Origin of the sequence: Acidicapsa acidisoli (genome assembly GCF_025685625.1) — a bacterium.
In the GTDB taxonomy this organism is placed as follows: Bacteria; Acidobacteriota; Terriglobia; order Terriglobales; family Acidobacteriaceae; genus Acidicapsa; species Acidicapsa acidisoli.
Genome location: NZ_JAGSYI010000001.1, coordinates 434,498 through 458,138, shown reverse-complemented (window position 1 = coordinate 458,138; position 23,641 = coordinate 434,498). Strand labels below are relative to the sequence as shown.

General features: G+C 57.4%; 26 protein-coding genes and 1 tRNA gene. 10 read left to right on the top strand and 17 right to left on the bottom strand.

Translation table 11 applies throughout. From position 1 onward, the window contains the following. Positions 1–384, top strand: coding sequence for a nuclear transport factor 2 family protein (locus tag OHL23_RS01800; RefSeq protein ID WP_263350060.1), 384 nt, complete (start codon positions 1–3; stop codon positions 382–384). Between the two features lie 3 nt (positions 385–387). On the opposite strand, the gene OHL23_RS01795 is transcribed toward OHL23_RS01800, so the two are convergent. The 3 genes from OHL23_RS01795 to OHL23_RS01785 form a co-directional block, all read right to left on the bottom strand. Next, entirely contained in the window at positions 388–1,068 is a 681-nt protein-coding gene (locus OHL23_RS01795; RefSeq protein WP_263350059.1) for a MarC family protein, read from the bottom strand. 187 nt (positions 1,069–1,255) lie between these two features. Then, complete coding sequence (locus OHL23_RS01790) at positions 1,256–1,690, bottom strand: response regulator (protein ID WP_263350058.1); 435 nt, start codon at positions 1,688–1,690, stop codon at positions 1,256–1,258. Between the two features lie 655 nt (positions 1,691–2,345). Further along, positions 2,346–3,359, bottom strand: a complete 1,014-nt coding sequence (locus tag OHL23_RS01785) for a PhzF family phenazine biosynthesis protein (RefSeq protein ID WP_263350057.1) — start codon at positions 3,357–3,359, stop codon at positions 2,346–2,348. A 322-nt stretch (positions 3,360–3,681) separates the two neighbouring features. Here OHL23_RS01785 and OHL23_RS01780 point away from each other — a divergent pair. Continuing rightward, positions 3,682–3,757 (top strand) — tRNA-Cys (locus OHL23_RS01780). A gap of 48 nt (positions 3,758–3,805) precedes the next feature. Here OHL23_RS01780 and OHL23_RS28700 read toward each other — a convergent pair. Beyond that, positions 3,806–3,925 (bottom strand): DUF6893 family small protein, encoded by a 120-nt coding sequence (locus tag OHL23_RS28700; protein ID WP_396127255.1) that lies wholly within the window; start codon positions 3,923–3,925, stop codon positions 3,806–3,808. Positions 3,926–4,177: 252 nt separating this feature from the next. On the opposite strand from OHL23_RS28700, the gene OHL23_RS01775 reads away from it, so the two are divergent. Together OHL23_RS01775 and OHL23_RS01770 are read left to right on the top strand one after the other, a co-directional pair. Then, on the top strand, positions 4,178–4,378 hold the full coding sequence (locus OHL23_RS01775) for a hypothetical protein (RefSeq protein ID WP_263350056.1): 201 nt from the start codon (positions 4,178–4,180) through the stop codon (positions 4,376–4,378). 60 nt (positions 4,379–4,438) lie between these two features. Next, the gene (locus tag OHL23_RS01770; protein WP_263350055.1) at positions 4,439–5,176 is read left to right on the top strand and encodes an SDR family oxidoreductase; all 738 of its coding nucleotides are present in this window, start codon (positions 4,439–4,441) and stop codon (positions 5,174–5,176) included. A 153-nt stretch (positions 5,177–5,329) separates the two neighbouring features. Here OHL23_RS01770 and OHL23_RS01765 read toward each other — a convergent pair whose 3' ends face one another. The 3 genes from OHL23_RS01765 to OHL23_RS01755 all read right to left on the bottom strand — a co-directional run bounded on the left by OHL23_RS01765 (position 5,330) and on the right by OHL23_RS01755 (position 8,009). Beyond that, complete coding sequence (locus OHL23_RS01765) at positions 5,330–6,073, bottom strand: Crp/Fnr family transcriptional regulator (protein WP_263350054.1); 744 nt, start codon at positions 6,071–6,073, stop codon at positions 5,330–5,332. A gap of 367 nt (positions 6,074–6,440) precedes the next feature. Beyond that, positions 6,441–6,692 carry a hypothetical protein gene (locus OHL23_RS01760; protein ID WP_263350053.1) on the bottom strand — a complete coding sequence of 84 codons (252 nt, stop codon included), beginning with the start codon at positions 6,690–6,692 and terminating at the stop codon, positions 6,441–6,443. A gap of 201 nt (positions 6,693–6,893) precedes the next feature. Continuing rightward, entirely contained in the window at positions 6,894–8,009 is a 1,116-nt protein-coding gene (locus tag OHL23_RS01755; protein WP_263350052.1) for a VWA domain-containing protein, read from the bottom strand. Positions 8,010–8,243: 234 nt separating this feature from the next. On the opposite strand from OHL23_RS01755, the gene OHL23_RS01750 reads away from it, so the two are divergent. Both OHL23_RS01750 and OHL23_RS01745 read left to right on the top strand, forming a co-directional pair. Next, positions 8,244–9,557, top strand: a complete 1,314-nt coding sequence (locus tag OHL23_RS01750) for a VWA domain-containing protein (protein WP_263350051.1) — start codon at positions 8,244–8,246, stop codon at positions 9,555–9,557. Positions 9,558–9,559: 2 nt separating this feature from the next. Further along, the gene (locus OHL23_RS01745; RefSeq protein ID WP_263350050.1) at positions 9,560–10,492 is read left to right on the top strand and encodes an EamA family transporter; all 933 of its coding nucleotides are present in this window, start codon (positions 9,560–9,562) and stop codon (positions 10,490–10,492) included. Positions 10,493–10,639: 147 nt separating this feature from the next. Here the strand turns inward: OHL23_RS01745 and tatA are convergent, their stop codons facing one another. Then, positions 10,640–10,873 (bottom strand): twin-arginine translocase TatA/TatE family subunit, encoded by a 234-nt coding sequence (gene tatA, locus OHL23_RS01740; protein WP_263350049.1) that lies wholly within the window; start codon positions 10,871–10,873, stop codon positions 10,640–10,642. Positions 10,874–11,072: 199 nt separating this feature from the next. Further along, on the bottom strand, positions 11,073–11,501 hold the full coding sequence (locus OHL23_RS01735; RefSeq protein WP_263350048.1) for a hypothetical protein: 429 nt from the start codon (positions 11,499–11,501) through the stop codon (positions 11,073–11,075). 125 nt (positions 11,502–11,626) lie between these two features. Between OHL23_RS01735 and OHL23_RS01730 the strand changes: the two genes are divergently transcribed. Beyond that, positions 11,627–12,124: a thioredoxin family protein gene (locus OHL23_RS01730; protein ID WP_263350047.1), complete on the top strand. Its 498-nt coding sequence runs from the start codon at positions 11,627–11,629 to the stop codon at positions 12,122–12,124. Positions 12,125–12,225: 101 nt separating this feature from the next. Here OHL23_RS01730 and OHL23_RS01725 read toward each other — a convergent pair whose 3' ends face one another. From OHL23_RS01725 to OHL23_RS01715, 3 genes are all read right to left on the bottom strand, one after another. Next, positions 12,226–13,017, bottom strand: a complete 792-nt coding sequence (locus OHL23_RS01725; RefSeq protein ID WP_263350046.1) for a hypothetical protein — start codon at positions 13,015–13,017, stop codon at positions 12,226–12,228. Then, a complete protein-coding gene (locus OHL23_RS01720) occupies positions 12,950–16,507 on the bottom strand; it encodes a CHAT domain-containing protein (protein ID WP_263350045.1) in 3,558 nt (1,185 codons plus the stop codon). Before OHL23_RS01720 ends, OHL23_RS01725 begins: the two co-directional genes overlap by 68 nt. Before the next feature lie 176 nt (positions 16,508–16,683). After that, entirely contained in the window at positions 16,684–17,451 is a 768-nt protein-coding gene (locus tag OHL23_RS01715; protein ID WP_263350044.1) for an RNA polymerase sigma factor, read from the bottom strand. Positions 17,452–17,961: 510 nt separating this feature from the next. Between OHL23_RS01715 and OHL23_RS01710 the strand changes: the two genes are divergently transcribed. Both OHL23_RS01710 and OHL23_RS01705 read left to right on the top strand, forming a co-directional pair. Beyond that, positions 17,962–18,387 (top strand): hypothetical protein, encoded by a 426-nt coding sequence (locus OHL23_RS01710; protein ID WP_263350043.1) that lies wholly within the window; start codon positions 17,962–17,964, stop codon positions 18,385–18,387. Positions 18,388–18,447: 60 nt separating this feature from the next. After that, a complete protein-coding gene (locus tag OHL23_RS01705) occupies positions 18,448–19,335 on the top strand; it encodes an acyloxyacyl hydrolase (protein ID WP_263350042.1) in 888 nt (295 codons plus the stop codon). Between the two features lie 64 nt (positions 19,336–19,399). On the opposite strand, the gene OHL23_RS01700 is transcribed toward OHL23_RS01705, so the two are convergent. After that, complete coding sequence (locus OHL23_RS01700) at positions 19,400–19,558, bottom strand: hypothetical protein (RefSeq protein ID WP_263350041.1); 159 nt, start codon at positions 19,556–19,558, stop codon at positions 19,400–19,402. A 140-nt stretch (positions 19,559–19,698) separates the two neighbouring features. On the opposite strand from OHL23_RS01700, the gene msrB reads away from it, so the two are divergent. Continuing rightward, positions 19,699–20,283, top strand: coding sequence for a peptide-methionine (R)-S-oxide reductase MsrB (msrB, locus tag OHL23_RS01695; protein WP_263350040.1), 585 nt, complete (start codon positions 19,699–19,701; stop codon positions 20,281–20,283). 16 nt (positions 20,284–20,299) lie between these two features. On the opposite strand, the gene OHL23_RS01690 is transcribed toward msrB, so the two are convergent. From OHL23_RS01690 to OHL23_RS01675, 4 genes are all read right to left on the bottom strand, one after another. Next, positions 20,300–20,767 (bottom strand): DUF1003 domain-containing protein, encoded by a 468-nt coding sequence (locus OHL23_RS01690; protein WP_263350039.1) that lies wholly within the window; start codon positions 20,765–20,767, stop codon positions 20,300–20,302. 171 nt (positions 20,768–20,938) lie between these two features. Beyond that, complete coding sequence (locus tag OHL23_RS01685; protein ID WP_263350038.1) at positions 20,939–22,324, bottom strand: Dyp-type peroxidase; 1,386 nt, start codon at positions 22,322–22,324, stop codon at positions 20,939–20,941. After that, positions 22,317–22,961 carry a hypothetical protein gene (locus tag OHL23_RS01680; protein ID WP_263350037.1) on the bottom strand — a complete coding sequence of 215 codons (645 nt, stop codon included), beginning with the start codon at positions 22,959–22,961 and terminating at the stop codon, positions 22,317–22,319. The genes OHL23_RS01685 and OHL23_RS01680 overlap by 8 nt, the downstream gene beginning before the upstream one ends. An 11-nt stretch (positions 22,962–22,972) precedes the next feature. Beyond that, on the bottom strand, positions 22,973–23,569 hold the full coding sequence (locus tag OHL23_RS01675; RefSeq protein ID WP_263350036.1) for a hypothetical protein: 597 nt from the start codon (positions 23,567–23,569) through the stop codon (positions 22,973–22,975). Positions 23,570–23,641: the final 72 nt, after the last annotated feature.

The following is a 23,641-nucleotide window of genomic DNA, read 5'->3' as shown; positions in this document are numbered from 1 at the left end:
ATGAACGCGGTTCAAGATCGAACTCTCCATGAGTTGTTGCTGAGACAGGAGCAGCAGCTCATGGACCCGGTCTTCCGCAAGAATCGCGATCAGGTCTCCGCTTTGCTGGCCGAGGAGTTCCGCGAATTCGGCTCATCCGGCCGCATCTGGAACAAAGCGACAATTTTGGAATTCCTTACTTCGGAATCACCTCAACCAGCCCCGCGCATCGCGGACTTCACCGTCCAGTGTCTTGGACCGGAAACTGCGTTGGCGACCTATCGTGCCGTCCCCGAGCAATCCCCGAATGCGCCTCAGGCTAGTCTGCGAAGCTCGCTCTGGATACGATCCAAACACGGCTGGCAGATGCTCTTTCATCAGGGAACCAAAATCCCCAACGCCTAGCTCTCAATGCAGCGATTGAATATAGCTGCGTATCCCGCTGGTCAGAATCTGCACCCCGATGCAGAACGAGATAAACGACGAGAGCCGCATCAGCACCGTCGTTCCCGACTTGCCCAGTAGTAATGTAGCCGAGCGCGCCCAGCGATAGCAGATGTACACAATCCCGCATATCACCAGCGTTCCGACGATCGAAGCCGCCAGAATGCCAGGGGAGACGAAGGACTTCGCATTCAGTTGCGAGGGCAGGTGCGCGCCCAGCGCCACCGCGACTGAGATGGATCCTGGCCCCACCGTGATCGGCAGCGTATAGGGATAGAAGGCCTGATTCAGCACTTCTTCCGGATTGCAGATAGCGCCCTGATCCTTCTTGGCGTCCTGGGTCAGCAGATTCCATCCGTTCGCGGCCACGATGATGCCTCCGCCGATCTGCACCGAGTAGAGCGAGATGCCAAAGAAGGAAAGAATCTTGCCGCCGCACAGCATCGACAGGAACAGCAGGAAAAAGCTGTACATCGTAATGCGATTGACCAGCTTGCGCTGCAGCTCGACGTCGATGTTATCCACCATCGCCAGAAAGACCGCGGCGCTCCCGATTGGATTGACAATTGGAAACAGCGCCGCAATCACCAGGATCGAGGCCTGCAGCACCAGCACGATTTGGTCGTAAATGTCGTGGATACTCAATGGGCGCTCCTCAGTCCAGGGCTTACTGTTGTGCAGCGGATGTATGGCTTTCGATGTCCGCGAGACGGGTTCGGGCATACAAAGATTTGGCTCAACCCGCGACGTTCGCCTGCCAGTCTACAGGATCAGGAGAATCAGCGCGGAATAGGCAGTAATCTTTCCATTCCACGCTCTGCTCGCGAAGCGTCTAAGAGGCCTTGGCCACCAGAACATCCTGCATCGGGCGTGAAGGCAACGGCTGCACTGCCTTGCGCGGACCCCGCTTGCGCGCGCTCATCACGCGGATGCGCTCGATCAGATCAGCAGGGGAGCAGCATCCCTTGGCCAGAAAGGCGTCGGCTCGGTGCGAACGCTCGCCTGCGCGTACCGTCTCGCTGGTGAGAATCATTGGAATATCGGGAGAAATCTCCTTCAGATGGCCAATCAGCGCATTTCCATCCATCTGCGGCAACCCCAGGTCGGTCAAAACCAGATCAATCTGCGTTGTAGAGAAGAGTGCAATGGCATCATGCCCGTTGATCGCCGTGTGGACGCGGTAGCCGCGTGTCTCAAGCAGAAACTTCCGCACGGAAAGGGTTTGTTCGTTGTCGTCAACGCAAAGGATGGTTTTCTTGGGTCGCATGGCTGTTCGAGGAGCTCCTTCGGGGGATATATAGCTAGGTGCCTGGCCGGCTCCTGACCGCTTCGCGAGGTCTGGCCGTGCTGGAAGGCAGCGATAGATCGTCGGCCGCAGCAGACATGGTCGCAAGGCGCGGAAATCCCGCACACCCAGAGACGGCAAGATGCAGAGCGCCCGTCAGACAGGCATAAGACAGGAATCTCCCGTCTACGCCTGGAGCGCAGTGCCGCCGTACCTGAGTCTGGAATGCGAAGCCAGATCAAGGCTGCGGTGAGGAAAAGAGAAACAGAGATTCCCGCCCGTGTTTCTCGTCTGGACTCTTCAGGATTCAGATCGAATCGCGATTGGGATGATTACCCTTTTGGCGGGCAACATCTTGTTTACGAAAGCGCGGTCTGACGCACCGAAAAGGTCTTCGGGAAACGGGTCTGTCTACTTCTCCTCAGCTTCGTTGTGTGTAAATCGAAAGGCAGGACCAGCCAGCTTTCTCGCTCGGCTCCTGCAACGCTTTCCGAGACTATTGGGACAGGAGAATGCGTGCAATGGGGAAGAATAGGCGAAACTGTGCTGTGGGAAAAGGTTGGAAATCTGGGTTTCTCGGCTAGGTCCCTTGTTGGCAATATCTTGCCTATGGGCGGGCCTGTTGAAAGAGTGTGCATCACGGCAGGAAAAGGCGCCCCGTTGCAACAAGAACAGTGCTGCCCCCAACACGCACATCGGTGACCTTCCCAATCCGGGATTCTGTGATCGGTGTCCTGGCGTCCGTAAGGTTCGCGCTCAGAAAGAGTTCGCTGGGCCGTCCCATCTCGACCCCCTGACGCAGATGCACCGTTCGTCCGGATTCCACCGCGCCATGCCCCACGAGGTAACTAATTGCACAGCCCGCTGCGGAGCCAGTCGCTGGATCCTCCCCGCCGTTGAACTGCATCCGTGCCCGCCACTCCGGAAGCGCCTGTGGGGGCAACGCTGCGTCTGTTGATGTCGCGGAGACCGTCGGACCCAGCACGTAGAACCAGCGCGCTCCACGGGCTTTCAGGAATGCGCTGGCTTCTTCCTGTCGAACCCGAAGACGTTTGAGTCCCTCCGCCGAGCGCAGAGGCACAATGGCAAAGGCCGTTCCCGTCGAGACAATCTGCACTGGCAACCGGGGATCGAAGTCGTCTGGATCGAGGCCGGTCAGGGACGCGACCTCCGCTGTCTCCAAGACCTCGCCAAACTCCGGATCGCGCTGCGTCATCTCGCCGCGCACGGGCCACGCGGACGCGGTCGCCGAGGCCTCAAAGCGTACGGGAACCGCGCCCACCTTAAGCGCCAGGCGAATCGTGTCGCCGGCCATGCACTCCGGTGCGATTGTTCGGAGCAGGCTCGCCGTTCCCAGCGTGGGATGACCCGCAAAGGGCAGTTCCTCCTGGGTTGTAAAGATCCGTACCAGCACCCCTTCGCGGCGCTCGATTTCCGCGTCTCTGCGCTCGACAAAGGTCGTCTCCGAGAGATTAGTCTCCCGGGCGATGGCCTGCATCGTCTCGGTGGTCAGCGTGCCCGGGTGCAACACCACCGCAAGCGGATTTCCCTTCAACCGTGTCTCGCTGAAAACATCCAGCACAAAGTATTCGAGACCGCTCGCAGTCTCGTTCTCCTTCCCGTCGATTGCAGCCTGAAACACCTGAGACACTTGACACCTCCCGTCGATGTCTCTACTCTACGGGAATAAGCAACGCAGAGAACTCCCTTACCGGGCTGGTTCTCTAGTTGTTGCGCAAGAGGTTTCGATTTCAATGCGATATTCAGCTCAACGATTCGCCTGTTCTGCCCGCTGCTGTTGCCACAGCACCGCGGGGGCTTAATCTGAGCTATAGATTCGAGGCACTGGAATCGAGACTCATGGTACCCACCCCGCTCCGTAGCGAGGTGGGATTTTTAATGTAGGCAGCACATTACGTTTTTAGTGTCGGCGGAAACTCTTTACAAGAGAAGTAGCGTCGGCCGCAGGATGAGCACCGGTGGCGAAGTGGCTAACGCGCTGGTCTGCAAAACCAGTATTCGCGGGTTCAATTCCCGCCCGGTGCTCCAAAAGCCGATCCGCGCATAGGTTGTTTGCGGAGACTGACAGTTCCCCGCTTACATTCTGCTGATCCGTATGTAGCGGCCCAGGTCCGGTAATCCTTTGAGTAATACACATCCGAGGAAGAGCAAAGTAACTACCCCGACACCACTGGTGATTGCCAAAGCTGTCTTCACAACGTCTCCTTAGCACTTGTCATCAAGCGACAGAGCTGTCTCCGCGACTATAGTCGCTCGGTTGGCGGCAGATTTGCTGCTCCACATTGCTCACCCTCGATTTTCTCAACCCACCGTTTGCCTCTGCCGCTGAGGAGCCGTGAGGGCGTCCCGTACAAATCGATACAGAAACCAGCCTGCTCCATCGTGACAATCGATGGAGTCGCACCGCTTTCAGAAGAGAAAAGCGGTCGCGCAGCAGGGGAAAGCATCATGACCCAAAGTGCCCACAATCGAGTAGCGGAGTTGCACAATCTCGCCGCTCATGCCCACGCCGCAGCCGCAGCCGCCCACTGCAAAGCAGATCGACTCACTGCGCACGAGCTATCGAAACAGGCCCATGAATTATCCATGAACGCGCATCGACTCGCCGAAGAGCGCTTCGCTGCATCGAACGATTTCAAGCGGCCATGACAGAGAAATCCTGAATCCTTGCTCAGAGGAGGTCATCTACTGCTCGCAGGAGGATTCACTATGGCGCAGGATAGAAAGATCGCACTGATCACCGGTGCGAATCGCGGGATCGGTTTGGAAACCGCGAAGCAGTTGGGAGAGCAGGGAGTTACAGTCGTTGTCGGCGCGAGAACGCGGAAGACTGCCGATGAAACTGCCGCCAGTCTCAAGTCGCAGGGCATCGACGCCTATGGAGTTCAGCTTGAGGTCACCAGCGCAGCCGATCGCACGGCAGTCGCGAAGTATCTCGGCGAGAAATTCGGCAAACTCGACATTCTGATCAACAACGCAGGCGTTGGCTCATCCACTGGCTTCACCAATGTCACCTCTCAGGTTGAAGACGCGGAACTCGAAAGAATTTTTTCTACGAATCTCTTCGCCGTCGTATCGCTCACGCGCGAGCTCCTGCCGCTGATCAAAAAGAGTGACTCCGGACGCATCGTGAACCTATCGAGTATCCTCGGCTCGCTCACCCTTCACGCCGATCCGAAAAGCCCGATCGCCGATTTCAAGAGCTTCGCGTACGACGCTTCGAAGGCTGCGCTCAACGCCTACACCATCCACCTGGCGCATGAGTTGAAAGATACAAAGATCAAAGTTAACTCCGCGCATCCTGGCTGGGTTAAGACGGAGATGGGCACGGATGCCGCGCCGATGGAAATTCCCGATGGAGCCAAAACCAGCGTCGCACTGGCCCTGCTCGGCCCGGACGGACCAAGCGGCAAATATATTCACCTGGGACAGGAACTACCCTGGTAATCACCCGCAGTGGTCCACGCGGAAGCCAGCACGCGCGGAGCAACGCTCTGTCCGATAGCAGGAATATCTTCTGAGAGCGAGGCCGCTTTTTCCGAACGGGAAAGCGGCCTTGGTGCTCTGTCGGTACTTCCCTGGCGTTCCACTATCGCACGTTTATCGCACTTTCAGCTTCACGGGGTGCAGGCGCTGCTTCCTTGCGTACGTGATAACGGAAGGGAGTTGGAGGTCCTGCTCAGGAAGCTTGTCGTGCAGAATTACGTTGAGCAGGGACTTATGCACCCGAATGCGGCCCTTGTATTCGATAAACCCCAGCTTGCGAAACCTGTTCATGAAAAAGCTGACCCGCGAACGGGTGGTTCCGATCATCTCCGCCAAGGTCTCCTGCGTAATCGATGGAATCAGCGTTTCCGGCTCGCCCGGCTTGCCAAACTCCGCCATCAGCAACAGAATCTGCGCCAGCCTCTTCTCGCTGGAGTTAAAGAGCTGATCAACCAGATCGGCTTGCGTTCGCATGCTCCGGTGTAGAAGAAACTTCAGGAACATATCCGAAAAGGTGTGCTCCTCGTGGAGAATCCGGATCATCTCCGCCCGTTCGATCTTGAGCGCCGTGCATGGCGAGATCGCCGTCGCGGTAGCCATGCGCAGGCCCATCGGTCCGGCAATCGACTCCTCGCCAATGAACTCCCCGGCGGCGATCATTGTGATGGTCGCTTCCTTGCCATTCTTGGAAACCACAGTTAGCTTGGCCCGGCCGTTCTGGAGGTAAAAAACGCAGTCAGCCGGATTTCCCTGGGAAAAAAAAGATTCCTTGGTCTTGAGGCGGATGATCCGTCGTCCGAGGCCTGCGTTGGACAGGAAAGTGGCGGGATCAAAGATGATCTTTGGAGGTTCATCCATTTATATCGCCTTTCTTGCAGAGCCAGCCGCGCAATGTGCGCGCATAGACTAACTTGCGGCGTCACTTTGAGAACTTCTCCTGAATTGCAATTCCGACAGAAACGTCATTTGCATGATCTTCTACCATCGGGTTACCTGCGATAGCTTTAATCTTGGGGCCCGATAATAAACACAACACGCGCGTTACCGACCTGCCGAAACGAACTGGAGCAATGCGCCCCTAATCGGGAATTCTCTCTAACAGGCGAGAACTTGGATAACTTAAACGATCATCTTATTCCCGATTTCGGCAAATCTGTATCGTTTTGATCATCCTGATCGTCATGATGTTGAATCTTCCCGCTTTGGCAAATCTCCGACGCGGGTCCTAGAGAGCAATCAGCGGCCGCGGCAGGCGCATCCGCGCCCGATCCAGAAACAGCCTCATGCGCAATGCCTCGGCCCGCTGCACCGCCACCAGTCGCCTATGTCGCCGGATGTGATCCTCGCACTCCAGCAAAGCCAGCATCCTCTCATCCTCAATGGCGTCGCGCTCCAGCCGCGCAATACGGTCTTCCAGCGACTTGCGGAAGCGTGCGCTGATCTCATAGGTTTCGACGGTCTGGGATTCGCTGTTCATCTCCGGCTCCTTGGTCGCGCCTGAACCCGGCGAGGTCTTTTACTTGCGCCTAAGGTTCCTGCGACATGAGCCGATATTAGATAAGACAGAACTCGCGCGCCAGATTACGGGCTCTCCAGGCGACTCGTAACTTCCGGGAGGAACTGCCGGTTACTGTGCCGAAATCGGACGAAAACAGCCTAGGAAAATTGCTAAGTTGAGCTATTCCTCAGGAGACAGAGCGTAATATCCCTTGCGCACCTGCACCTTCAACTCGTCTCCCTGGTCGGCCTTGCACGCGACGGCAATTTTGCGGTACGTCCCATCAATCTTGCTGTTGGTCGGGGTATAGGCCGCCACATACTGCGTGCGCAACTCGTCCTCAATCTGCGCGAAGGCCGCTTCCAGCTTCTTCCCGTTGTTACCCACGTTGATCATCCGTCCGCCTGTTTCGTCGGACATCCGTTTCAGGGCATAGTCGCCGTTGTAGCCGAAGCTGAAGCTCCCATATTGCATCCGGTCCGCCAGCAGAATTCCGTAAATGATCACGTTGGCCTTCTGCGCCGCGGCAATGGCGTCGGTAATCTTGTGCTCGCTGCCCTCGTCCTCGCCATCGGTCAGGATCACCATCGCCTTGCGTCCCGTCTCACGGCTGAGTTTTTCATTCGAGGCCTGATAGACGGCGTCGTAGAGCAGCGTTCCTTTCGGCGTGCCGTGGACAGGCACAGGTCCCTGTCCGATGCCGGGCACACCGCCCGCGCCATTGCCGGCTGCTGTGTTGATCTCGGCCTTGTTCATTGCGCGCTCCAGCAGACGAGCATTGTTGGTGTAGTCCTGCAGCAGGTCCACATCCACGTCAAAGCTCACCAGGAATGCCTCATCCTTGCTCTTGAGCACTCGCGAAAGAAACTGGCTCCCGAACTGCTGTTCCAGCGGCAGCACGCGCTGCTGGCTCCCCGAGGTATCCAGCAGAATGCCCAGCGTCAGCGGCTGGTTGGTCTCCGCCTGAAAATGCTTCAGCGTCTGCGGGTTCTTGTCCTCTTGAACCGAGCAGTTCTCCTTGGTCAGATGCGGAATCAGTGCTCCATTCTTGTCTTTCACCGTAAAGAAGAGGTTCACCAGATTGACGTCAACCTTGAGTGTCGTCATCGGTTCGTCCGTTTCCGGCTTGGGCGGGGGAGCGTTGCTTACCGGCGACTCGTCGGGAGACGGGGCCAACTGCGCATGCAGCCCGGCTGCCGCGCTGAGGAAGATACCCAGCAGCATCAGGGACCGGAGAGATCGAAGCGACACTTCCATCGGCGCTCGCATCTTATTCTGCATGTATGGTAGACGCATTTTAGGCCCTCATGGGAAGCATATCCGAAGCTTTTGCACCGCTTTTGAGACCAGCAGCAATTTGCCGCGTCTGATAATCTGACCAATGCAGCCGGGAAATTCCTGTTCGGCAGTTCCGGTCGGCAGGCAGCATCGTTGGCACCATCTGTGAGCCGCAGCGTCTCTGCGGAAAAAGGAAGCTCTGTGAATCGTCGTTTGACACGAATTTCTTGCGCCCTGGTTCTTGAAATGCCATTGGCATTCATTCTCGCGCAAGTCCCTGTTTCTCTTCAGGCTCAGTCGTCGCAACCACCGGCGCAGGCTCCGGTTCCGGACGCGCCCGCCCCACAGGCCCCAGCCCCGATGTCGGACGTCAAGAGCCAGATCACCCCCGGCCTTGGCTCCCAGGAGACGGAAGCGAACCCGGCCCCGTCGCCCGCTACCTCTTCAACGTCTGATCCAGACAATGCGCCGCCTCAAGCAACGAGGCCCACGCAGCCGCCGGCAGACGACGTTCAGAAAACACCGCCGATCATTCCTCCGACCAACACCGGCCCCGAGGCCATTACCACCATCATTCGCAGTTACACCAACGCGGTCGAAGTGCCGGTCACCGTCAAGGACTCCAAGGGGCACCTCGTTCCCGGCCTCACGTATCGGGATTTCCGCATCTTTGAGAACAATCAGCCGCAACGCATCCAGGTATTTTCGGTCGATCCCTACCCGCTCTCCGTTGCATTTGTCATCGATCAGAGTCTGACCGAGGACACCATGGCCAAGGTCAACGACTCTCTGGGATCCATACAAGGCGCGCTCACCCCCTACGACGAAGTGGCGCTTTTTTCCTACAATGGCCCCAGCCCAAAGGAACTTACCGGCTTCACTGGCGCTCAGAGCAAGCGTCTTGAGGCCGTTCTCGCGCTGAACAAGGCTACGGGCAGAGAAGAGCTCGTTCCCGTCACAGGGGGCGCGCTGGCCGGCTGCTCCATTACTGCAAACGGCAGTTGCGTCGATCCCAATCTCCAGGTGGGTCACAGCGCCGGCGGCATGGAAATGAATCCAGTCAAAGAGATTCACGCCCTCAATGACGCTATCCTGCGCGCAGCAACCGAACTCTCCACACGCCCTTCGGGGCACCGCCGTATCATTTACGTCGTCTCCGACGGCAAGGAATATGGCAGCAAAGCCACCACGAAAGAAGTCATCAAGTACCTGCAGACCAACAAGATCGAAGTCTACGCCACGCTGGTCGGTGACTCGGCGCGCTGGGGTGAGGGCTATGTGAGCCGCTTCCATATTCCATTCCAGATGAACGACAACGTTCTTCCCCGGTACACCCAGGCAACCGGTGGAAGTCTCGACGCTGAAAAAGGCGTGAACGGAATCGAGAAGAGCTACCAGCACATCGCCGAAGAGGCGCGCACCCAGTACACCATCGTCTATTACAGTCATGAGCCGTTCATTGACAACAAATATCGCGCTATCGACGTGCGCGTAGACAGGCCGAGCAAGGAAATTGAAGTCACGGCCAAGCCCGGCTACTACCCCTCCGCGCAGGACGTCCGCTAGGGGTGCCCGTATCCGGATCGCCCGCCAGTTCCATCGCTTCGGTGAGCTTGGGACTGGCGGCAGCCACCACCTGGGGTGGCTCGGACTTCGCGGGTGGCATCGGCGCACGTCGCCATCCGGCGATGCTTGTTGTCGCCTCGGGCCATCTCGTCACGCTCTTACTCCTTTTGGTCTGGTGCGGGCTTGGCCATTTTGCCCTTCCGCACCGAACGGAATTCCTGGAAGGCGCGATCGGCGGCATTGAGGGCTCGCTCGCGCTGGTTCTTTTCTACCGCGCTCTGGCAATGGGCGCGATGGGGCTTACCGCCGCTCTCACGGGCCTGCTCACGGCGCTGGTGCCGGTTCTGTATGGATTGTGGAGCGAGGGCCTACCCGCGCCTAAGGCTCTGGCAGGTCTGGTTCTGGGCGGCGTGGCCATCTGGCTCGTCTGTTATTCCGGCAGCCATTCGCCCGGTCACAACACGCCCCCGCTCGCCCTTTTTCTGGGAGCCATCTCTGGCGCGGGCTTTGGCCTGCAACTCATTCTGTTCAAACTCGCAGCCAATGACGGCGTTCTGTGGGCGCTCACTTCAGCGCGCATCGGCGGAGTGCTGGGCATGGCTGCAATTCTGGCTTTTGTCTGGCCGCGGCAAACCCCGGGCGAAACCGGTGGCCAGATCGAGAAGCGAAACCCAGAAAGTCGAATTCCCGGCAGCCGCATCCGCAGTGGATTCTGGAGGATAGGCATCCTCGCCGGGATCCTCGACACTATGGGAAATCTCGGCTACACATTGGCCGCGCACACCGGGCGGCTTGATCTGGCCGCAATGGTCTCTTCGCTCTATCCCGGCTTCACCATTCTGCTGGCAGCCGTGGTTCTGCGCGAACGGCCTACCGGAAGGCAAGCTCTGGGCATGGTTGTAGCCTTGGCATCGGTTGTTTTATTGAGTTTATAGCTGACGAAGGAGGAATTCGGCCCTGGTTTCCTGTTTTGAAACCCGTCCTAAGGCCTATTAGGAGGCAATCCAATCCCATTTGCAATCGGGGCTCGGCCGTAATCGCCGAAATCTATGACAGGCTTACACCCCGAAAGTCTGGAGAATCTAAGCTACCGGAGTTTGCTTCTGCTCGACCGGCTCAGCCTTGGGCTGTGCGGGAGCCACGTTCTGCTGCTGCGCGATCGGTGTCGGTTCGCCACCGCTCTTGATTCCATCCTTGAAGCCCTTCAGCCCCTCACCCAGTCCCTTGCCCAGTTCTGGCAGGCGCTTGGCGCCAAACAGCACAAAAACGATCAATCCAATCACCAGCAGGTGGGTCGGTTGAAATAGCTCACCCATAATAGTTCCTCCGCGGAGTGGTCTCCGCCTCGCATTCGAGAACCTCTCACAAGAGAATCCCGCGCGACAGCCTTCCAAAATTTATTGTCGCACAATCAAGGTTGACTTGGCGGGATCAACGGCTGAGCGTGACAATCATCTGACATTCCGAGTACGCCGAAGCGAGGATTTCGGATTGCAAGGATCGCAAGGGATTACGCTAATTTACCTGCGCCGGCCTGCCCAGCCGCTCCGTGACCATATCAAAAAAAGCTGCAATGCTCTCCGAGTCCCCCATCGTGATCCGCCGGTAGACCTTCATCAGCGGAAACAGCCGCGAACCGCGAACCTCGACCGCCGGTACTGCCGCTACACCTCCGGGATATTGGGTCATCTCCCACCCGCCGGCATAGCGTCTGCGTAGAACTTCACCCAGGTAACTGCCCCACAACTTTACCTCGAAGTCGTAATCCAACTCAGTTTTTTCTGATAATTCCGATAACACTGCTTCAAAAGCAACCATCGAATCCGAGTTGTAATCCAGGCGCTGGCGAAAAACTTCGCAGGCTATCGTAACAGCCGCTGCTGCATAGGCCGCCATCATCGCGTCGAGGTCGGCAAATGTGGCCTCTTCCAATTGCTTGCGCACGGTTTTTATCTCAGTCGCCACGTCTCTAGCTTAACTCTTCGGGGAGAATACTCCCAAAAGCTTGCCTATGTCTTGCATCTTCGTTTCATTCGCGCTAAAAATCAGACATTGAGGTTCTTTTCCCCGTGTCTTATCTACGTAAGCTCCTTCGTTTCCCTTCCTGGATAGCTTTAACTGCGGTTTTGCTGGCCATCCTCGCAATTCCATGCCGTGCCGAACGCGAAATCTATCCCGCTCCCGAGCAGGCGAGAATCGACCTGGCTACCGCGCTTCGGACCGCGGCCGCTCATCACAAACGAGTTATTCTCGACTTCGGCGGTAACTGGTGTATCGATTGCCAGGTATTGGACGTATATTTCCATGACCCAATCAACAAACCCCTCCTCGACGCCAACTACGTCCTCGTTCGCATCAATATTGGTATGAGAGACCAGAATCTGAAGATCGCAGAGCGTTACCAGGTGCCGATGGATAAGGGCGTTCCGGCTCTTGCCGTTCTCGATGAGCATGGGAAGCTGCTCTACAGCCAGCGCAATACGGAGTTCGGCCCCATGCGCCGCATGGAATCGAGCGCCGTCACCAACTTTCTGCTCCAGTGGAAGCCGTCGAAGGCTGGCACGTAGAGTCGCCGCAGACGAGCCGAGAGCTGAGAGGGGAGGATTCGTGCCCAGCTCCGCCATTCTGTAGACTTCACTGCCAGCAAAAGGCCAGCACCTGAGATGTTTCAGGCCACGACAATGGAGTGGTAACAGGGGTCGACATGGGACATCACTTTGGTCGCTTTTGGCGTGGGAGTTGTCGCCAGCAGGCGCAAGTCGAGCCCCGCCAGCTTCGCAAGGGCATCAATCGCCTGCCGCTCATGAGCCAGTGTTGAGTGATATGGGAGCTCCCCGAGAACGATCAGAGTCCCGCCCTTGGAGATATTCGCTTTCAAATACTCCTTGGCCTCCGTCGACACACCGCAGAACTCGGCTCCTGTCACTCCTGTATAAGTCAGCCGGTGAGTCAGAGCGACTTTTGAAGTTGTCGGTGAATCGGACCCATGGAACAGCCCAGGTTTCACGTCTGCCAGGCAGGGAGATGTCCAATTGGACATCTGGCCATTGACCGCGATATGGATACTCCACTCATGGCTCAACTTACGCCCTGGCCGTATCTTGTGATTGGTATCGGGGATGGACGAGACCGGAAACGCGCCGTCATTGCCCTTCCTGGCTAACTCCTGTTTCAGGTCGATCGTGTAGCTATGGGAGTCGAGCAGAGAGAAGCTTTCCGGTTCCGGCCAACGCTCGCACTTCGGGTCCTGCAACTCGGCATCCGAAAACCAGACACCGGGCAAAAACACAGCCCCGACCGGGTGGCCATTGCAAGGCGAGTAAACTTCAACGCCTGTTACATTATTGTCAGTTACAGCGGGAACAAACAGAAGGGGACCACCAAATACAACATCAAGCAGGACGCCCTCTGCGCTGGACTTGCCTTTTCCAGGCTTCTTTGCTTTCTTTTGATCGGGCATTTAACTCTCCAATCGTACGGATACTCTCCTTACCGGTGACGTAGTAAGCGCCCCAGTAATATGGGTTGTTATAGAGAGATTGACCGGATTGTACTCTCCTCGCAGAAGTCAGCGCCACGGCTACAGAGTTTCCTTGAGCGAGGCTCGTGTAGAAGGCATTCATGAACGGCACCGACGCCTCGGAGTCGATCTGCCAGCGCGTGGCGACGACCGCCGGCACGCCCAGCGAACTTAGCGTCTCGACAATATCTTGCAGCGGCTGCTTCCACGATGCTTCGCGGCTTCCTGTCGAACAGGCCGATAACACCGCGAGCCGGCAGGCGCGGGGAGGATGCTGCCGAAGGAATGTCCCATCCACCCAGGGAGTTTCCTGGTTCGGTGTATCTTCCGCTAATAACAGCTCCGTGCCGCTCCTGGTTTGCACCGCATGACCGGCAAAGTGAAATATGGTAGCGGAACCAATCCGCTCGGCGATATGGTTGTTGGTTGCCTGCTCTCCCAGCAGTAACTCCGGCGACTTAAGAAACCGATTCACATTTCTGGCTTCGGTCAAAGCCTCAGGTAAAGGCGAAGTATCTCCCGCCGCCATCGAAGCGCCGACCACCAGCGCTCGATCCATGTGCTCCAAATTAGACTGCGAACGAGAATGATCATTCCCTTCCGCCGCCAGCATGGACCGCAGTTCGGCAAGAGGATAGCGCAATCCCAGAGGTCCGGTGCGAGTCGGCAATACTGGCCAGGAAAGATTCTGAAACGTCGGGTCCGGCTCCAAGAGCAGCGAGGAGTTGGCCGCCAGATCATCGGGCAGCGTCGGGAGCAGGGCATTGCTCAGGTTTGCGCCCAGTTTCGCGGTCGTTGCCAGCGATGCAAACGGTGAACTGACCGCACGCTCCAGCATCTGAGCTTCATCCAGCACATCCTTGCGACGTACGGGATTCGTGCTCCACATCACTCCGGACTTATCGACCCGGTACACAAGCACCCGGTCCAACAGAACAATCTGTCCCGTGAGGATATCGTCCTCAAGTTTTCGCCTCGCTTCGATCACTCTGGGGAGTTCACAGTCCAATGTGCCAGCCGGGCATTGTGTGATCGGCAGGCCACGTGACCGCAGGCGAAAGCGCTCCCACAGCGCCAGCACACTCTCCGGCGACCGTCCCTGCGCCAGCCATGTGGCAGCCAGCTCTGCGTACAGGTCATGGTCGAGTGCAGCATATTCGGCGCCGGTTGTCTGGTCTCCGCCACGAACATTTCTGCCTTCACTACTGCGGATTTCAGCTTCGAGTGTTTCGGCGGCCTTATCCAGGTGTCCGCGAGCCAACTCCAGTTGTCCCCGGGAAGCGGCATAAGTTCGCAGTCCCCAACTATCGGAGTAGTTACTCAGACCTGCCGCTGCCAGATCCAGATAATGCCCGGCTTCCGCCAAGTCCCCCTGTTCCAGGAGTGAATCCGAAAGGAATATCTCTGGTTCTGTAAAGAGGTGGTACACGGGGTTTGATGGTCCTAATGCGGTCCTCTCTTCCTGCGCCAGGCGCATCTGGTTCTTTGCTGCCTGCATCGCACCCACGCGCATGTCTGCTTGCGCCAGGTCCATCCGCCACAAGGTTGCGGTCGCGTGATTCCCGAGCTGTGCAGCCCAGCCCATTTCTTCGGTCTTACACAGCACCCACACATGGGGCCGAGGAGAGTCTTCCTCGAGATAGCAGAGCGGACTAAGCGTATTCGTGATTCGAAACGACGGCGGATCGCCGTCATATAACCTGCGCAGTGTTGCCACTGCGATCTGTTCTGCCGACTCATCGTCCCCGGCGTCCTGTGCCTCGTCTACCTGCCTCATGCTGATTCGTGCCTGCAATAGACGGTATTTGTCGGCCTCAGCCATGCGAGAGGCCCTAAGCAGCAGACGGCGACCGGCCTGCTGAGTTTCCGGAGTATCGTCGCAGACCTTCTCCGTGATCAGGTTCACGGTTTGAATCCAGCGGTGCCTGCTGGATTCAGGCCGCTCCGGCGATTTCGCGCGGAGTTGAAGCGCATAGTCACGGCATTCCCTGAACTTCACCTGTGCCTGAAGCGTCATCATGTATTCAGCCGCCGACCGCTCTGCCCCAACCCGTGCAGCGGAAGCAAGCGCAGGATCGGCCTTGCCCAAGCCGCTCAATAGCTGAAATAAATTCCCCGCATGTGCAGCGAGCTCCTGGGACACAATCGATTCGCCCGTCTCAGTTTTGCGCGTAGCCGTCCCTATCGCGCGAAGGGCTTGAATATAAGTATTCGCCGCCGCAGGAGGCAGATTCTCGATGTCAGGGGAAATTAAGTCAGTGAGCCAGGAGTCGTGATGCTGAATTTCTAAAGAAGAAGCGACCGCTTTCAATAATCTACGTGTTGCGAGACAATTCTCAGAGCAAGGGGAAGCTCGCGCCTGCCGGGAGTTGCTTGAAGCATCGGCTGTCAGCGGATACGCAGCCAGCAGCAACTTATCGAGTTCGTAAGTAGAAAGCTCCTCGTCGAGCGTCGCCAGTTTCTGCGGATCGGCAGCCAGCGCATCCATGGCCTCCGGGGTGGCCAGCATCTTGTCGATCCGGCTTTCGTGACTCTTCAGCCGATTCAGCGTTTGTTCCAGAGCAGCGAGCTTGCGCTTTCCCTCGGCTGCCCATTTTGGGTCGCGTTCCACCGTAATATAGCGGTTCCAAACCTCCACCGCGTTCATCATCTGGCCGCGATCTTCCATCACAATCGCTTCATTAAAGAGGATCACCGGGTCCGTCGGAGCAAGTTCATCCGCGCGGCGCAGATACTCGAGCGCCGTCGAGCGGTCCAGTTCGCTGCCGGAGACCAAACCCCGTTGATAATAAGCGGACGCAGCATCAGCCAGCAGTTCCGCCGTTACCGGCCCTTGAGCCACTAGCCGGTCCAGCACATCCGTCGCCGAACTATATCGTTCTTCGAGCACATCTGCCCTGGCCTGCAACTCCAGCCAGTGCGTATCCTGCGGAGCGCGCTCCAGTTCGCGAGCCAGCCTGGCCCTGGCGTCCAGCAGCTGCGGAGACTCACGGTCGGCCAGCGCACCCCGCGTGTGGCCGCTAGAACTCATGGCCGCATAGGGCGCCTCTGGAATCCGCAACTCCAGCGTTCGCGATTGTTCGTAAGCCATCGCGAGCTGGTGCTCCGGAGTATTGGCTCGATGCTGCCATAGAAATACGCCCGCCGCCAGCAGCAGTCCGGCTGCAACGGCCGTTCCGCCGACCAAGCGGTTCCAGCGGTTAAAGCGGCTGCTCGGGAAACGGAACGGCCGCTTCTTCGCGGATGTAGCCGCCAACTCCCTCGCCAGTTTCTCCTGCCATTCGGTGCGAGCCGCTGCGAGTTCGGCAATTGCGGAGGTTTCTTCGCGACTAGGGTTCCCGTCCAGCGCGCCCAGACTTCTGGCAAGTACGTCACCACAGTGAACACATGTAGCGGCATGGGTCAGTAACTCGTCGGCCTTGCTGCCCACGATGTCTCCTACTGCTAAATCAAAATAACTTTCATTGTTTGGACAATCAGAGACGAGAGTTTCTGATACAGAAGACTCACAATGCTCCCGCAGACTCCTAAGTTGCGGAGGTGTATCCAGAAACCTTAGCAAATCTTCGTCGGAGATCTGCATCTGATTGTTATTCTCGCTGTTATTCATCTGCGCTTCACACTGTCAATCGCAACCACGCGGGAAAAGCCTTTTGCTTTTGTTGCAGACGGTAACTTTTTTTCTGACGGCTCCGGTTTTGGCTTTCCATTCTCAATTGTTTCGCGGAGTAATCGAGTAAGTCTTTGCAGTGCGCTTTCCACTCCTTTGGCGCTGAGGCCGATGGCTGGAATCCGCGAGATGGCCTCGGCTGTCAAACCCTGTCTGTAATACAACCAGAACAAGTCCCGGTCACGCGCACTGACTGTCTTCGGGTATAACTTCAGCAAACCATCCAGTTGGGCGATCAGGCTCGGCCATTCCACCGCATCCGTTGCTTTAGAGTCAGAAACTTCGTCGGCGGAGATTTGCGGCTCCAAAGGCACAGCCTGGCTGCGTCCGCCACGCTTCTCGGCCCTTGTGCGCCGAAAATGGTCGGTCCCAACGGATGCGGTAATCATTCTCAGCAGCTTCAGGAAGGAATCGTTGCCGCGGTCTTCGCACTCCCGAAGAATCCGCCGGTCGTCTTCGCAGAGTTTCAGAAAGACTTCCTGCATGATTTCGCTCACGGTCACATTGGAGGGATCGCCCCAGACCGTACTCACTCGCCGGGCTGCCAGCGCAATCACGGGAGAAACCGAGCGCACAAATTGCGCCCATTCCGGGGCTTGCGCCGAGTAGGCGCATATACGAGCCAGTCGGATTGCCGCAATTGGAGGCACAGTGGATTCTCCGAGTTTACCGCATGCCTGCTCTGCATGTGCATGGTGTTTCATAGGTTTACATTCGTCGCCTCTATGCCGTAGACGAACCTTTCCCGCCAGGTCCTGCGCTACCATCCGGCCTTTCCGGCAGGGAACGACCACAGGGGAAGCACCACGGGATTAGCAAACAGGTTTCTGTGGCAATCGAGAGCGCGGTTCGGCTTAAGCAGGGAACCTTCCAGCAAATCATACCCGAATCCAGGGAGACTAGAGGAGTAAACATGGCTGCCAGCATGCGACCGTTGGCTTTGGGCGAAATCCTGGATTGTACAGTCCAGCTCTATCGCGGCAACTTTATTCTCCTGGTTGGAATTGCCATCCCGCGGCAGCATCAATGGTCTGATCTCCGGAGCGGTTGTGATTTTCTTTCTCGTCCCAGATCACCGCTCTGGCTCCTCTGCCGCTACCTGGCCAAACCACGCCGCCCGTACCCGTTTTGACCCCGGATAAGGTGATGGTCTCGGATTGGTCGTCTTTCTCTTCTTAGGAATCAGTCTTCCCCTCATTCTAGGCGTTTTCGCCATGGCGTTGTCCGCTCTCAGCCATGCCGCGAGCCATCTCAACCGAGGCGAGTCACCCACGATCAGGGCATCCTATGGTTACGTTTTCCGGCACTTTTTGCGCCATATCGGGGTGCTCTTTTTCCAGTCGCTGTTCGGCGGAATCATCCCATTCTGCTCCTCGTCGACGAAATCAACCACATGCACCCGCGCAGCGCTCAGTCTCATGCGCGTAGCCCAGGCCGCAGCCGCCCTCGAAGACCACAGTTACCTCGTTCCCGACGACGTGAAGCGAGTCCTGCCGCCCGTCCTGCGCCACCGGATCGCCTCAAACCAGAAGCGGAACTTGAAGGCTTCGACGCCGATCGCATCCTCGCCGATATTCTTGCAAGTGTTCCCATTCCGCGCGCTTAGGTCGCCGACGTGCGCGTATACTGTGCGAGCGTAAAAGGCAGTTGCGTTTCGATTCGAGAATATTGAGCCAAATTCTACGAGCCAGGGTGACCCTTTGCAGACAAATCGAGTTGGCCAGCTGATTCCTTCCTCCAGACTGTGCGGGCAACGCTTCCGAATTCAAAATTCACACTACTACCTGCTTTTAGCGGCCGCGATCGCAACGGCAGCGCCTGGCCTCGCTCTCGCCCAGCAACCGGAAACCTCGCTTGCCGACGAGGCAAACCTCGCCAAAGCCGATGCGGCCGTCCCCCCGGAGATTGCCGAACCCGCGACAACCGAACCCGCCACTCCCGAATCCGCAAGCGCAGAGTCCGCCACTTCCGCCGTAATGCAGCCAGCGTTGCTAGACGACGACACCAAGCCCGATCCGAAGCCGCGCAAACATACCCCCGAAAGCGAGATTGCCGTCGAAGGCGCAGTTTCCTATGGCAACTGGGAGATCTTCGCCGCCGGAATCCACGAAGCGCTCTACACCGGCGGCTTCGAATACGACCGCCATTCCTGGGGCAAATTCATCGGCGCGCAGATGGACTACGCCGCCGACTTCATGCCGCTTGTCCTGCTCAAGGAGCCATCCAACCTCAATCCCTACGGAGTCCGCCGCAGCAGGCCAGGCGACAACAGAATCATCCCCGGACTGGCTTTTTCGCCCATCGGCCTGCGCATGGAATGGCGTCATGACAAGAAGTTCAAACCCTACTTCACGGTCCTTGGCGGCGCTATCGGGTTTACGCAAAAGGCGCTCTCCCCGGACGCGAGCTACTACGACTTCACTCTGCACGAGTCCATTGGCTTTTACCTGAAAATGTCCCAGCGCGTAGACATGCGTTTCGGCCTATTCGGCGATTTTCACTTCTCCAATGCCTACGTCACCTCGTACAACCCGGGCCTAGATGTCATGAACTCCAACCTGGCCGTCAGCTATCACTTCGGCGGATGACAACTCACCGCGACCACGTCCATCACCGCACCCTGCCATCCGCGCAGCCGCTTTGCTTTCGGCCTCACCCGTCGCGCGCTTTCTCTGGCTTATTCCCCGCTACTACATCCCCCGCCTCGCCTACGTCATGCTTCTGTGGGGCGGTCTGATCCTGCTCGCCGGCTTTCGCGACCTGGGTGCAATCACCCTCGACACGCTGCCAGATGACCGCGCCGGTGCTCAATCACGACCTGAACATCAAAGAACGCGCCGTGATCTAACCGGTCCTGTTCCCACTACCTTTCAATCCAAATCCTGCCAATCCCGGTAACTCTTACGTCGTCTTCGCAGTCTGATGAATTGAACGGCACAACAGGAGCAGGCATGAGCAAAGATTCGATCACCCGCCGCGCATTCCTGATTACGACAGCCAGCGGCTGCGGTGCAGTCGCGTTGTCCGCTCTGTGGCGTGGGGCGCCTGCGGCAGCAATGTCTTTCGGAAGCTCCGATGGCCCGGAAACTGTCACCATCATCGATTTTTCGCCTCAGGGCAAGAGAATCGGGAAGATTACGGTACCGCGCGTGGTCAAAACAGACGCCGAGTGGAAGGTCCAGCTCTCGCCAATCTCGTACGAGGTCACCCGCCGCTCCGGCACCGAAAGGCCGTACACCGGCAGTACCTGGGATCTCCATGACCACGGCATCTTTCGTTGCATCTGCTGCGACATCGCGATCTTCAGCTCTGAGACGAAATTCGACTCTGGAACCGGATGGCCCAGCTTCTGGCAGCCCATCGCCAGGGAAAACGTCGCAGAACACACAGACGATTCTTTGGGGATGCGGCGTACCGAAGTCAGATGCCGACTTTGCGACGGCCATCTGGGTCACGTATTCGACGACGGCCCGAGACCCACCGGCATGCGCTACTGCATGAACTCCGCCGCCATGCACTTCGTTAAAAACACTTAACGCCGAAGCCCGTTTCTTAACTCGCTATAGAAGGCGAGTGTTGTTCACCTCGTTGTTGATCTTTGTTGGCCCTCTTTATCTCCTCCAGCCGTTCCAGAACTTCCTTCAATTGTGCCTTGATCTCCTGAATCTCCGTCTCCGCCTTGCGATTCACCTTGTAGTCGTTCTTCGCCCGCTCCTCCGCGCCACGCCCTTGCAGATTCTGTCCAATCATGATCAGCGGCATCAGAAAGAGCTGAATCATATTCGAGATAAACAGCCACAAGACGAACCCCGGATAAGGATCGAAGCGTATACTCTTCGGCGCAAACATATTCCAGAGCAGCCAGCACGCCGTCCAGATAAAGACCAGCAGAAAGAAGCCCATCGACCCGACCCGCGTGGTAATCCAAAGCGCCAACCGGTTCAGCGGAGTCGCGACGACCTTGGGAGTCTCCGCTTCCACTGCTGCTGTCTTCCCAATCTGTCCGTTAGCTTTTGCCATCTCTGCTCTCCGCACATTTCGTTCCAGGTTCAGGGTACAGGCCTTCTACTGTTTGCGAACATTCGCGGGCCTAACCCGGTCCGGTCAGCGGACTTTCTGGATCAGATGCCGCAGATGGATGATTCAGTTGTGCCGGAGTTTTTCCGGAGCCTATCCTGGAATCTATGAAACCTATCTAGGATCGACAACTCCCAAGGCGATCATTCCCAGCGCGGTAATGCTCGGGAGAAAGAAGTAATCGCCTCCGCGCAATTCCACGAAGTTGGGCAGCTTCGCGCAGACAAAGGGGGGATTGGTCGCACTGCCATCTCCCTGCACGACAAACTTACCTTTCCCTCCGTGATTGCCCATCAGTATGTCCTTGTCGTTTCCCTGGCGTGCATCGTTGCCATACTCGATCCATTGCTGCTGCACAAACTCAAATTGCCGCGAGAGACTGGCATTCAGCGCCATGAAAGCGATGCCACGATCGTCGCCGTCGGCTACCGGCTCATCTTCGCCAGCGAACTTTCCATACGGCAGCCCGCGCCGCGTAATGCGGCGTCGATCAATCAATTTGCCATTGAAGCCAAAGGCGTCACGAGGATGCACGCGCCGCATATGCGCGCCAATCGGGCAGCGCATCCCCTCCGCATCTGCTCCGTATGTGAAATTCGTACTCCGGTTCGGATCTTGCACAATGGATTGGTCTTGTGCGTCCGGCGAAAGCTCCAGCGGCGTCCCGTCCCTCCATCTGCCGACAAACTTCGCCGCAAGCTTCTCTTTGCCGCCCCCATATAAATTGCTTTGCTCCTCCAGATAGGCGCGAAAGGTGGCAAGATTCTGGTGAATCTTGCGGTACGCCATAAAGGTTCCATTACTTGCCAGAATATGCGGAATCGGAGCAACGGGAAGCTCGCCAGCCTCATCGGCATAGCCCAGCAGCAGCTCTCCGGTAGCCAGCGGAGCCCAGCTCCCGTCAGCCATCAACTTTCCCTGTCCCGGCTGAACGCTGCGCTCGACTCCCAGATAGTCAGGATTGCCAAATCCATCCGTGTATCCGAAGTGTTCTTTGCCAGTCTGCTTGCCATCGACAATCTGTGCCGCCGCATCCTGCCATGTCAGCACAACAGCGCCGCGTGTCTCATCGATCAATGCCTGTAACTCTGCGCATCGCGTGTCGAGAGCCATCGGAGTCACCCCATACACGCCAAGCCATGCATGCACGCGATCCTCGCGCCACAGCGCCTCCCAGTGCTCCGGAGCATTCCTGCCCGTATCCCCGAGAATCTCCGCCCGCGCCCGCATCCCTTGCTGGAACTCCACCGGGAAACTCAATAAGGTAGCAGCGGGCAGTTCAAAGGCAGCCAGCCCGCGATGCGTGAAAGCGATGTTTACAGTGCTCTGAGGCTTGCCGCCATCCCATCGCTGGCCCGTTGTGATCGATGGCAGCAACACTCCAATCAATTTGCGGGCCCGCGCCGCATCTTCAAAATGAAGGAAGAGATATCGGGCAAACGGCAGGTTATAGCCGCGCAGCACAAATCCCTGGATGTCTGTCTCGTTCAACTTACTCATTGCGGCCACCCGACTTGATATCTCGTTTGGGGCCCATCGAGCCCGGCCTCGGCAATGGCTCGGCTTTCAACTTCGCAGCGAACCTCACGAACTCCGCCTGCACCTGCGAAGCTTCCATGCCCTGGTGTCTGCTTATAAAGTCACTCACGGCCTTCTGCGTCTGCAGCGCCCGCAAGGACTCGGTCACAGACTTGTCGTTCACCGCCGCAAAGAAGAAAGTCGTCTCAATCTGGCAGACCTTCATATAGCTGACAAAAGCCTGCACATTGGCCGCTCCCGGATACCCGGCGCAATGGTTCCAGACCGCATCCAACTGCTCCGGAATGCATTCCGCAAGTCCCCGCAGATAACTTTCAAGACCACCCTCCCCGGCCGCATCCAGATTGCACTCGAAGATCAGATATTTCGACTTCAGATGCTCCTCAATGGATGGCGCGCCAACATAAACCACATCATCCATCACCACCAGCCGGCATAAATGCGTGCCCGGCGCCTTGGCAAAAGGGCTATCTTCTCCCGTAGGCAGACCGGCGAGATACTTGCGTATCTGCAGGTCGTGCGAAGGCGAAGCCTTGTCGTCCTCAAGAATCGGCGACAGAATCGTTAGCCCGTAGACACTTCCGTTTTGATTGGGCATGGCTTCTTTCTCTAGAAAACCACCGGAGCCTGTCCGGTTTCTCCAAGGTGCGTCTGCACCTGCAACACAAATCCCAGATAGGCCTCTGCAAACTGCTCTGGAGTAAGCTGCGCGGCGCGTACGCTGAGACCGTCAAACGACGCCTGCACAACATGCGCTGATTTCAGATCATTCGCAGTGGCCTGAGGATACGCGGTGTAGTAGTAGTCGGTGTCAAACTGCACCCGCGAAATATATTCCTTGAACAGCGTCACAGGCACCGATCCCGGAAACTTCTCGCTCCACCGCCAGATCAGGTTCAGGCCGTTTGCGAGCACCGCGGAAAAGGCATCAATGTATTGGTTCCAGGTCCCATTGAAGTTGCTGAAGAACAACAGGTAATCGTATTGCAACTCTTCCCTGGCCTGTCCGCTCCCGAGATACGGAAACCTCCTGCGCGGCACCGCAACCCAGCGCGCAAACTCGATAAACGAGAGGTTGATCAGATCCTGCTGCAATTTAGGCACGTGCCCCAGCACAAAGAAGATGACGCGCAGCACCCAGGTCTTCCATGGCTTCATCGGAGTAATGGCATTCATCGCATAGACTTTGCCATTGATATTGCTCATAGTCTTCCTCGCAAAAAAAAAGGTGGAGGTGACGCCAGTTGCCGTCTGGCGGAACAGAGACAAATTCCGGGA

Coding starts and splice junctions, on each gene's coding strand:
- OHL23_RS01800 (WP_263350060.1), top strand. CDS start 1: ATGAACGCGGTTCAAGATCGAACTCTCCATGAGTTGTTGCTGAGACAG.
- OHL23_RS01790 (WP_263350058.1), bottom strand. CDS start 1,690: ATGCGACCCAAGAAAACCATCCTTTGCGTTGACGACAACGAACAAACC.
- OHL23_RS01775 (WP_263350056.1), top strand. CDS start 4,178: ATGACCCAAAGTGCCCACAATCGAGTAGCGGAGTTGCACAATCTCGCC.
- OHL23_RS01770 (WP_263350055.1), top strand. CDS start 4,439: ATGGCGCAGGATAGAAAGATCGCACTGATCACCGGTGCGAATCGCGGG.
- OHL23_RS01765 (WP_263350054.1), bottom strand. CDS start 6,073: ATGGATGAACCTCCAAAGATCATCTTTGATCCCGCCACTTTCCTGTCC.
- OHL23_RS01760 (WP_263350053.1), bottom strand. CDS start 6,692: ATGAACAGCGAATCCCAGACCGTCGAAACCTATGAGATCAGCGCACGC.
- OHL23_RS01755 (WP_263350052.1), bottom strand. CDS start 8,009: ATGCGTCTACCATACATGCAGAATAAGATGCGAGCGCCGATGGAAGTG.
- tatA (WP_263350049.1), bottom strand. CDS start 10,873: ATGGGTGAGCTATTTCAACCGACCCACCTGCTGGTGATTGGATTGATC.
- OHL23_RS01725 (WP_263350046.1), bottom strand. CDS start 13,017: ATGCCCGATCAAAAGAAAGCAAAGAAGCCTGGAAAAGGCAAGTCCAGC.
- OHL23_RS01715 (WP_263350044.1), bottom strand. CDS start 17,451: ATGAAACACCATGCACATGCAGAGCAGGCATGCGGTAAACTCGGAGAA.
- OHL23_RS01710 (WP_263350043.1), top strand. CDS start 17,962: ATGGCGTTGTCCGCTCTCAGCCATGCCGCGAGCCATCTCAACCGAGGC.
- msrB (WP_263350040.1), top strand. CDS start 19,699: ATGAGCAAAGATTCGATCACCCGCCGCGCATTCCTGATTACGACAGCC.
- OHL23_RS01690 (WP_263350039.1), bottom strand. CDS start 20,767: ATGGCAAAAGCTAACGGACAGATTGGGAAGACAGCAGCAGTGGAAGCG.
- OHL23_RS01685 (WP_263350038.1), bottom strand. CDS start 22,324: ATGAGTAAGTTGAACGAGACAGACATCCAGGGATTTGTGCTGCGCGGC.
- OHL23_RS01680 (WP_263350037.1), bottom strand. CDS start 22,961: ATGCCCAATCAAAACGGAAGTGTCTACGGGCTAACGATTCTGTCGCCG.
- OHL23_RS01675 (WP_263350036.1), bottom strand. CDS start 23,569: ATGAGCAATATCAATGGCAAAGTCTATGCGATGAATGCCATTACTCCG.